Raw genomic sequence first — 8,248 nt, forward strand, 5'->3', positions numbered from 1 at the left:
ACAAAAAGGTTAGATGATCCTAGAGCAGATACATTAAGTGCTTATCTAAGAGTCTTAAGAGATTTGACACCAAAAGTTTTTTTAATGGAAAACGTTTTTGGCATCACATACAAAGGTAAAGATGAAGCAATAGATTTACTAAAAAATATAATTGAAAAAATTAATCAACAAAAGGGAACTGACTACACATTTTCTCTAGGCATAATTAATGCTGCTGATTATGGTGTCCCACAGCTTAGAGAGCGAGTTTTTATCATCGGCTCTAGAGATGGAAGAGTTTTCAAATTTCCATTTCCCACACATAGCAATCCAGATATTACGCAGACTAATTTATTTGTGAGAGAACCTTGGTTGACAGCATGGGATGCAATCGGTGATTTGAATGATTTAGAACACCAAGATATACCAGTTACTGGGAAATGGGCACAGCTATTGCCAAGTATACCTGAAGGTAAGAACTACCTTCATCACACAAAGCGTGGTGATGGAGTACCTTTATTTGGATGGAGAACTAGATATTGGAGTTTCTTGCTAAAGCTTGCTAAAAATAAACCATCTTGGACAGTGCAAGCTCAACCTGGAAGCGCAATAGGTCCATTTCACTGGAAAAATCGCCGTCTTTCTACGCGAGAACTATGTAGACTTCAAACTTTTCCTGACGATTATGAAATTTTAGGTAGTAGAACTGAGATTCAACGTCAGTTAGGTAATGCAGTACCGTCTTTGATTGGTGAAATTCTTGGCAGAGAAATCAGAAAACAGTTTTTTAGTGAAGAAATTAATGCATCCTTGAAGCTATTACCATCGAGAAATTACAAACCTTACTGTCAAGAATCCACTCAATCTGTTAGTGAAGAATATCTACATCTCCTCGGGGAACACGAAGATCATCCAGGAACTGGAAAGGGGCCTCAGGCTATAGCAAGGGTCGGTACCTAACAGTGAATTTGTGCAGCGGTCATCATAGCCCTACATATCTTCATGTCCACAAAACGTAGGTAGGCTAGCCGAAGGTTGTCTACTGAAAGGGACACAGTCATCGGAGATGTGCTTTTAGGTGTCGCTTTCACAAACGTCAACTATCCTTCAACTACTCCAAAACCGAGCACTAGCGCTTCCCAACCAATCTTGTCCCTTTAGCGGACAACCCTCAGTTAGTGCTGGAATTTCAATCCAGCGCGGGCTTCAGCGACACAGCCAATTCGAGCAAGCTCTAATCCACCCTCACCCGCTTGGTCAAAATCGCCATCACCTCATTGGGTCGCCCGGTGGGTAACGGACGGCTCCAGTCGTTGGGTTCAGCATAGTGCTTGCTGTGCAACTCCTGAATCGTCAGCCGCACCACCGTCAGGCTACCCAGCGCGATCAGCCGCACCGCCTCGTACTGATGCTCAGGTAAAAACGCACTCTGAACTGTGGGCGCAACCGCGCCCGAATCAAACTCTTGAAACATGGTTCTGGTCTCCAGAAAAGTACAGTCCCTAGCACGCCAGGGACAAAGGAAAGCCAGAACCTAACCCCAGCCCCCCACAAAGATGCATTGCAAATCGCAGAGGGTGGGATAATAACCCCCATCCCGTGGATTGCCTGTGAATCCGTGGGCTAGCCATTAGTCGGTGTTTGCCCCACCGACTAATGGTGCCAAGCATTAGGTTCTAGTAAAAACAGTGTGCTAAGCAGCACAACCTAGCAGCAAACGTAAACCGGATTGGCAGCCCAGTCAAGTCAAGGATTGAGCGATTTTACGAACAGATGACCATCGATGTAACGGATAATCGCCCTATTTTGCCAAAATCCGATAAATTTGGTTCAAAAGGACCATCTCTTAGGAACAGCCTTAGACCCACTAGCAGTCGAAGCAAAAGACAATCATGCGTCCCCGGCGCTTCCAGTGTTTTTTATCGTTAGGCATGACCCTTAACGCTTCAGTCTCTGACTTAAGGATAAATTACAGTTCCCCTGGAATCACATGACAATCAATAAACTCCCAAGATCTGTCAATACCGGCTGCCTGCTCTGCCTCAAACTCTGTCATCTCAAGAGATTGAAGTGCTGCTAACCCTATGCTTTGGGCATTGCTGTTTTAGGAGCAGGTGCACCTCGCAACATGCCTTCAACGCTCAGATCTTCATCGATTTCCTCCCAGTGAATGCCATAACCTCCACCGCAAATTACCCATTCTCTTCGTTGCTCAGGTGTCGCATTGAGAAGCCGTGGATACCAAGTCAGAGGAACTGAAATGGTTCGACCATCCATCAAATCAGTGCTGATGGTCTCTTCTGAAAAGTAAACGTGTTTAACTCTTTCGTCAGCTCGAATCGCCAAAATACCCATGCCAAGCCTCCAGTAATATTTCTTGGTTTTTCTGTACGATTGACTCTACCTTTCGTAACTCCTTTGCACTAAATCCTAAGTTGCTTGCAAGAGCCACTGACTCTAGCCAAAATTTGGCCGACAGATTATCTCGATCAATATGAACATGCGGTGGTTCATTCGGTTCATGACTATAAAAGTAGAAACGATAGGGACCTACCCGTAAAACTGTTGGCATAATGCTTGAAAATCTGCATTTTTTGAGGATGCGATGCATCGTACCCTACGCTAGTACTTGTTGTAGCTGAGCTTTTGCTGTATCTAGAGCCTCGGGTAGCTTTGAGGCATCGCGACCGCCTGCCTGGGCAAAGTTGGGCCGACCGCCGCCGCCGCCGCCGGTAATCTTGGCAATGCCACCGATAAATTTGCCAGCTTTTAGGCCCTTGTCCATAGCCGGTTTACTAAAGGCTGCCACCAGGCTTACCTTACCCTCAGCCGGGATGGAACCCAGTACCACGGCTCCATCACCCAGCTTTTGCAGCAAACGTTCCGCTGCCGTTTTGAGCGAATCTGCATCGACCTCACCCATATTGGCTACGAGTACCTGAAAGTCTCCTACAGTTTCTGCCTGGTCTAGCAGCTGATCGGACTTGAGCAGGGCTAGCTCCGACTTGAGGCCATCCACTGTTTTTTGAGTGGTTTTAAGGTCGCTCTGCAGATTGGTAATCCGGTCCACTAGCTCCTCGGGCTTGGCCTTAAACCGGTCGCTGAGATCTTTGACAATCTGGTCGCGTACGTTCAAATATTCCAGCACCGCCGGACCGGCGACGGCTTCAATCCGCCGCACTCCAGCGGCAATACCCGACTCGGCAATAATTTTGAAGACGCCAATTTCTGCGGTGTTGCCGACATGGGTGCCGCCGCACAGTTCCATGGACACACCGGGGAAATCGATTACCCGCACCTCATCGCCATATTTTTCGCCAAACATGGCGACTGCGCCCTTGGCTTTGGCATCGTCAATGGCCATGACTTCTACCTGGGCACCGTGGGCTTCGGCAATCCAGGTGTTGACCTGGGCTTCTACCTGCTGCACTTCGTCAGCCGTCAGCGCCCTGGGGCAGTTAAAGTCAAACCGCAAACGGTCAAAGCTAACGAGAGAACCGGCCTGGGAAATGCTGTCGTCTACAAGCTTTTTGAGGGCTGCCTGCAGCAGGTGAGTGGCGCTGTGGTTGGCCTGGGCGCGACGACGACAGGCGCGGTCGATCTGGGCGCTGACGCTATCGCCGACGTGCAGCGTGCCGCGCTCGACTCGACCTATGTGGACGTACAGATTGTTGTCTTTTTGCACATCGTCGATGCGTACTACTAGATTGTCGCCAGCGAAAAAGCCGCGATCGCCAATTTGTCCTCCGGACTCGGCATAGAAGGGCGTTTTATCGAGCACTAGCTGTACTTCGGTACCGGCCTCAGCGGCTTCTACGGTTTCGCCGTTGGCTAAAATCACCTTGACTAGACTCTGGCTGGTGACGTCGGTATAGCCTAAGAAATCGGTGGAGTCGATATCCAGCTGACTGAGACCGCCTTGGGCCATTAGGTCAATGGTTTCATGGGCGCTCTTGGACCGTTCTCGCTGGGCGGCCATGGCGGTTTCAAATCCTGCGACGTCAACCGTTAACCCGTTTTCTTCGGCAATTTCTTGGGTGAGTTCTAAAGGGAATCCAAAGGTGTCAAACAGCTTAAATGCGTCATCGCCGGAGATTTGCTTGGGTTTGCGCTCTAGGATTTCTGCTAGTAGCTTTTCGCCGCGCTCCAGAGTTTTGAGAAACTGGGTTTCTTCTCGCTCTAGTTCGGCTTTGATGATGGTTTCGCGATCGCGCAAGTCAGGATAGGCCGATTCACACAGGGCAATGGCACTTTCGGCCACCTGATTGACAAAAGCGCCTTCGATTCCCAACAGTCGACCGTGGCGTACTACACGCCGAATTAGCCGCCGTAGAATATAGCCCCGACCGACGTTAGAGGCGGTAATCCCATCGGAAATCATGTGGACCACGGAACGCACATGGTCACCAATGACCTTGAGGGAGACCTTAGCAGACTCGTCCTGCTTAAAGTAGTCCACCTGGGCGATGTCGGCAGCGGTTTTGATGATAGGAAAAATTAAGTCCGTTTCGTAGTTATTGGGCTTGTTTTGCAGAATCTGGGCCATGCGTTCTAGCCCCATGCCGGTATCGATGTTCTGGGCCTGGAGCGGTGTCAGGTTGCCATCGGCATCCCGGTTGTACTGCATAAATACCAGGTTGTAGAACTCGATAAACCGGGTGTCGTCTTCGAGATCGATGTCGTCATCTCCTAGCTCTGGCTGGAAGTCGTAGTAAATCTCAGAGCAGGGGCCACAGGGACCGGTGGGGCCGGAGGTCCAAAAGTTGTCCTCTTCGTCCATGCGGATGATGCGTTTTTCGGGAACGCCCACCTGGTCGCGCCAGATGGCAAAGGCGTCGTCATCTTCGCGAAAGACGCTAACTACCAGGTTTTTGGGGGCCAGCTTAAAGATCTCTGTGGAGAGTTCCCAGGCCCAGGCGACGGCCTGTTCTTTGAAGTAATCGCCAAAGCTAAAGTTGCCCAGCATTTCGAAAAATGTATGGTGGCGGGCGGTGCGGCCTACGTTTTCAATGTCGTTGGTGCGGATACATTTCTGAGAGGTGGTGGCCCGCTCAACGGGAGACTTACGCTGGCCTAGAAAAATGGGCTTAAAGGGCAGCATGCCGGCAATGGTTAACAAAACCGTGGGGTCTTCGGGCACCAGTGACGCACTGGGTAGGATGGCGTGACCTTTGCTTTCGTAAAATTTGAGAAAGGCTTGGCGAATCCCAGCGCCAGTGGTGACTGATTTTTTTAACCCAGGCTTTGACGTAGACATTGTTGTTTAGGGGGCGCGCTTGGCGGACTTAGGTTTTTGGGCGATGTAGCTTTACCATTCTGACTGATGTTGCATCAAGTTAGAGGGAACGGCAAGGGTTTTGTTGTGATTTGTTTGGGTTCGTTTGGGGATATATCTGGGAGTTTTTTGGGGGGATCTTTGGGAAGTGATGGGGTTGCTCAGGGCTTGCCCCCCTGAAAACCCCTTGTTCGTGGGGACCTGACTTCCCCACACCCCTTGCACGATAGGGTCGTGAATGGCATAAGGGTAAAGGGTTACGGCTGGGTGAATTACGCTGCTCCGCATTCGCTCCGCATCGTAAAAGGTGAAAGATTGCCTAAGGAGCTGTTAAGAAATAGTTTGATTGCTTTGATATTCCCCCCTTTTCAAGGGGGGGTAGGGGGAATCCTCCGACATTCATCGGTTTTGCTGATCCCCCTCAATCCCCCTTGAAAAGGGGGAAGCTAGAAAATCCATGAAGTTAATAATGAACGTCTCCTAATTTACCTCTTTCTCAAAGTCCCCCAGTTTTGGGGGATTTGGGGGGCCTGGATAATATATTGCTTAATCGTCAGAGGTGTTTTTAGACTTCTGACGATTGTAGGTGCTGCTCAATTAGCTCGCAGCATTCTTGGACGGGTCGGCGTTCGGTCATGGCTGCGATCAGGGCGTCATAGGCGTCGGTTTCTTTTTCGATCAGGGTTTTGGCCTGGAGCATGGACCAGCGTTGCTTGAGGGGAACCTCTGCTAGGGGACGATTCATTTGCTGCCACAGCAGGTTGAGTTTGAGCCGATCGTCCCGTCCACCCTGGGCGCTGCCGTAGGTGATTTCTTCGGCGGCGATCCCGGCCATCCAAACGGTGCAGTAGCGGTCAATTTCTCGCTGGCTGATTTTACCGACCTGAATGGCGCGGTCGATGTCGTCGGTTTTAAATACGACGCCGCCATTGCCGTCTACACCGGCTTTTAGGGTTTCCCAGGCGGTGAGGGTGTAGGCGTCGATGGGGATGCCTAGCAGGTAGGCGGTTAGGAAATGACCGGCTTCGTGACGGACGATGCGATCGCAATAGTCTGGCGACCGCTGGGATAGCCAATCTACCAGCAGACTACCCCCACGCCCCTGCCAACCCAGCTGGTCAATGGCCAGCATCCCTAGCAGGGCCGCTGTCACAGTCGCTAACCCCTCCGGCGAAACCGATAGCAGCGGACCTAGCAAGATCAGCATGGTCACTGAAAAAACTGAGATAGCAATCAGGTTGAGGGTCACGTCGCTCATGGGTGCAGGTTAAGACTCACGGTTAAGACTCACAGTTGCGATCGCCAACAGTACCATCAGGCAGCACGGTGTTACAGATAATAGCTTCTGCCCAAGTGGCCCCACGCAGGTTAGCGCCCTTGAGGTTAGCCCCACGCCAATCAGCATTACCAATAATCGCTGCTGTTAGTTCCGCATTTTCAAGATTAGCCCCCTGAAAATTAGCGCCCTCTATATTGGCCTGGGTCAACACAGCCCCGCTGAGATTCGCGCCACTGAGGTTAGCCCCTTGTAACCGCGCCCCATTCATCGATGCTTCTACCAGGTTTGCCTCGCTGAGATTTGCCTCCTGCAGTTCGGCCAACATCAGGTTCGCTTCCTGCAAATTGGTCTGGCTCAAATTAGCAGCCGTTAATTCTGCAATTTTGAGATTGACCCGAGTAAAATCCTCTCCGGACAAATCGGCCTCTGTGAGGATACAGACCGGACAGTCTTTTAGCTCCAGCAGCATATCCACATCGTCTTGTATGTAGGCCCAACTGGGAGTCGCAAAACTGACTATCCCTAACAACACCATTAGTACCGTGGCCAGACCTGTCGCCAATGATTTTACGTTCATCCCTTTTCCAAGTGTGATTATTAGACTCGTGATTGGCGTTGATGCCTCTGACTCCATCCTAAAAGCTGACGACTATCCTTAGCCAGGTTCCCTCGCAATTGAGACCAGACACCCAAGCTCAATCACCTATCTATTAGCATGTTCCCATTCATTGGCGGTTGATACGAACTCCTATTCGTCCCTGGTAGTCTAGGGCACGTCTCAAAAAGCCTCTATGTACAGCGGGTGATGGTTACGAGTAGCCAAGGCTTTTCCCTACCGATTAAAGGCTATGCCCTGGTTGCTTATATTGCATTTTGTGTAAGCATCAAGTTTTTTTTGTGTTTTTTACGGAAATCTAAGTAAAGTTAAGTACCATCATTGATCTACGTAGGCCGATCTCACAGTGGTGAGGTCTGGCTACAGGGTGCCTCTACTTTTGACTCAAATTTCAAGCAAAATTTGCATAGAGCAGTAGGTTTTCTGAGTAGGTTTTCTTTATGACAGGGATTAAGCAACAGCTTGTCCTTATCTACATGATATTGGGCACAGTCATAGTCTCGATGTTTGTACCCATCGATTGGCAAACCCAAGCCAAAGTTCTCCGGGACTGTATTGTCATGGCTTGGGTGGTGGGTGTGGTTAATTTTGCCTATCTAGGCGGCGGTTTAAGTCGGCTGCTGGGTATTCGCCCCCGTGAACCGCTGGGGTTGCTGGGTATTCTATTTTCTCCCATTCTCCACCGCAATGCCGGACATTTAATTGCTAACACACTCCCTTTTGCCGTTTTGGGTTGGTTGGTACTGCTGCAGGGCACTGATAATTTCTATGCTATCAGCGTTGTTATTATGCTTGTCAGTGGATTGGGTACCTGGTTCTTGGGGCGTCCAGCTATTCATCTGGGGGCCAGCGGTCTAATCTTTGGGTATTTAGGGTACTTGATTGCTCGGGGCTATCTGGAGGTAACTCTGATGACCCTGGGGTTAGCCTTTGTGGTGATGCTGCTCTATGGCGATCAGGTGTGGACGATGCTGCCTGACTCGGATAACACGGCCCTGTCCTGGGAGGGGCACCTATTTGGCTTTTTGGGCGGGGTGCTGGCGGCCTCAGATCCAACTTTTCTACAACAAGTGGGTACATTTCTAGCCAACCTGTAGGT

The 8,248-nt window shown here is 50.1% G+C and carries 8 protein-coding genes; 2 read left to right on the forward strand and 6 right to left on the reverse strand.

Annotated features, from left to right (window positions below; all coding sequences use genetic code 11):
• On the forward strand, positions 1 to 939 hold a 939-nt coding region (locus IQ260_RS23185; RefSeq protein WP_193995455.1), incomplete at its 5' end, for a DNA cytosine methyltransferase.
• A 274-nt stretch (positions 940 to 1,213) separates the two neighbouring features.
• Here the strand turns inward: IQ260_RS23185 and IQ260_RS23190 are convergent.
• From IQ260_RS23190 to IQ260_RS23215, 6 genes are all read right to left on the reverse strand, one after another.
• The gene (locus IQ260_RS23190; protein ID WP_193995456.1) at positions 1,214 to 1,453 is read right to left on the reverse strand and encodes a hypothetical protein; all 240 of its coding nucleotides are present in this window, start codon (positions 1,451 to 1,453) and stop codon (positions 1,214 to 1,216) included.
• Positions 1,454 to 2,061: 608 nt separating this feature from the next.
• On the reverse strand, positions 2,062 to 2,334 hold the full coding sequence (locus IQ260_RS23195) for a DUF2442 domain-containing protein (RefSeq protein ID WP_193995457.1): 273 nt from the start codon (positions 2,332 to 2,334) through the stop codon (positions 2,062 to 2,064).
• Positions 2,309 to 2,590 carry a DUF4160 domain-containing protein gene (locus tag IQ260_RS23200; RefSeq protein WP_322745029.1) on the reverse strand — a complete coding sequence of 94 codons (282 nt, stop codon included), beginning with the start codon at positions 2,588 to 2,590 and terminating at the stop codon, positions 2,309 to 2,311. The genes IQ260_RS23195 and IQ260_RS23200 overlap by 26 nt, the downstream gene beginning before the upstream one ends.
• Positions 2,591 to 2,596: 6 nt before the next feature.
• Positions 2,597 to 5,236 (reverse strand): alanine--tRNA ligase, encoded by a 2,640-nt coding sequence (alaS, locus tag IQ260_RS23205; RefSeq protein WP_193995459.1) that lies wholly within the window; start codon positions 5,234 to 5,236, stop codon positions 2,597 to 2,599.
• Positions 5,237 to 5,819: 583 nt separating this feature from the next.
• Positions 5,820 to 6,512 (reverse strand): ATP-dependent Zn protease, encoded by a 693-nt coding sequence (locus IQ260_RS23210; protein WP_193995460.1) that lies wholly within the window; start codon positions 6,510 to 6,512, stop codon positions 5,820 to 5,822.
• Between the two features lie 22 nt (positions 6,513 to 6,534).
• Complete coding sequence (locus tag IQ260_RS23215; RefSeq protein ID WP_193995461.1) at positions 6,535 to 7,110, reverse strand: pentapeptide repeat-containing protein; 576 nt, start codon at positions 7,108 to 7,110, stop codon at positions 6,535 to 6,537.
• Between the two features lie 542 nt (positions 7,111 to 7,652).
• Here IQ260_RS23215 and IQ260_RS23220 point away from each other — a divergent pair.
• A complete protein-coding gene (locus IQ260_RS23220) occupies positions 7,653 to 8,246 on the forward strand; it encodes a rhomboid family intramembrane serine protease (RefSeq protein ID WP_228016371.1) in 594 nt (197 codons plus the stop codon).
• Positions 8,247 to 8,248 lie beyond the last annotated feature (2 nt).

Origin of the sequence: Leptolyngbya cf. ectocarpi LEGE 11479, assembly GCF_015207065.1 — a bacterium.
GTDB classification, from domain to species: domain Bacteria; phylum Cyanobacteriota; class Cyanobacteriia; order Phormidesmidales; family Phormidesmidaceae; genus Leptothoe; species Leptothoe ectocarpi.

Bases quoted from the DNA above. Each gene is read 5' to 3' on its own strand.
- IQ260_RS23190 (WP_193995456.1), bottom strand. From the start codon at position 1,453: ATGTTTCAAGAGTTTGATTCGGGCGCGGTTGCGCCCACAGTTCAGAGT.
- IQ260_RS23195 (WP_193995457.1), bottom strand. From the start codon at position 2,334: ATGGGTATTTTGGCGATTCGAGCTGACGAAAGAGTTAAACACGTTTAC.
- IQ260_RS23200 (WP_322745029.1), bottom strand. From the start codon at position 2,590: ATGCATCGCATCCTCAAAAAATGCAGATTTTCAAGCATTATGCCAACA.
- alaS (WP_193995459.1), bottom strand. From the start codon at position 5,236: ATGTCTACGTCAAAGCCTGGGTTAAAAAAATCAGTCACCACTGGCGCT.
- IQ260_RS23210 (WP_193995460.1), bottom strand. From the start codon at position 6,512: ATGAGCGACGTGACCCTCAACCTGATTGCTATCTCAGTTTTTTCAGTG.
- IQ260_RS23215 (WP_193995461.1), bottom strand. From the start codon at position 7,110: ATGAACGTAAAATCATTGGCGACAGGTCTGGCCACGGTACTAATGGTG.
- IQ260_RS23220 (WP_228016371.1), top strand. From the start codon at position 7,653: ATGTTTGTACCCATCGATTGGCAAACCCAAGCCAAAGTTCTCCGGGAC.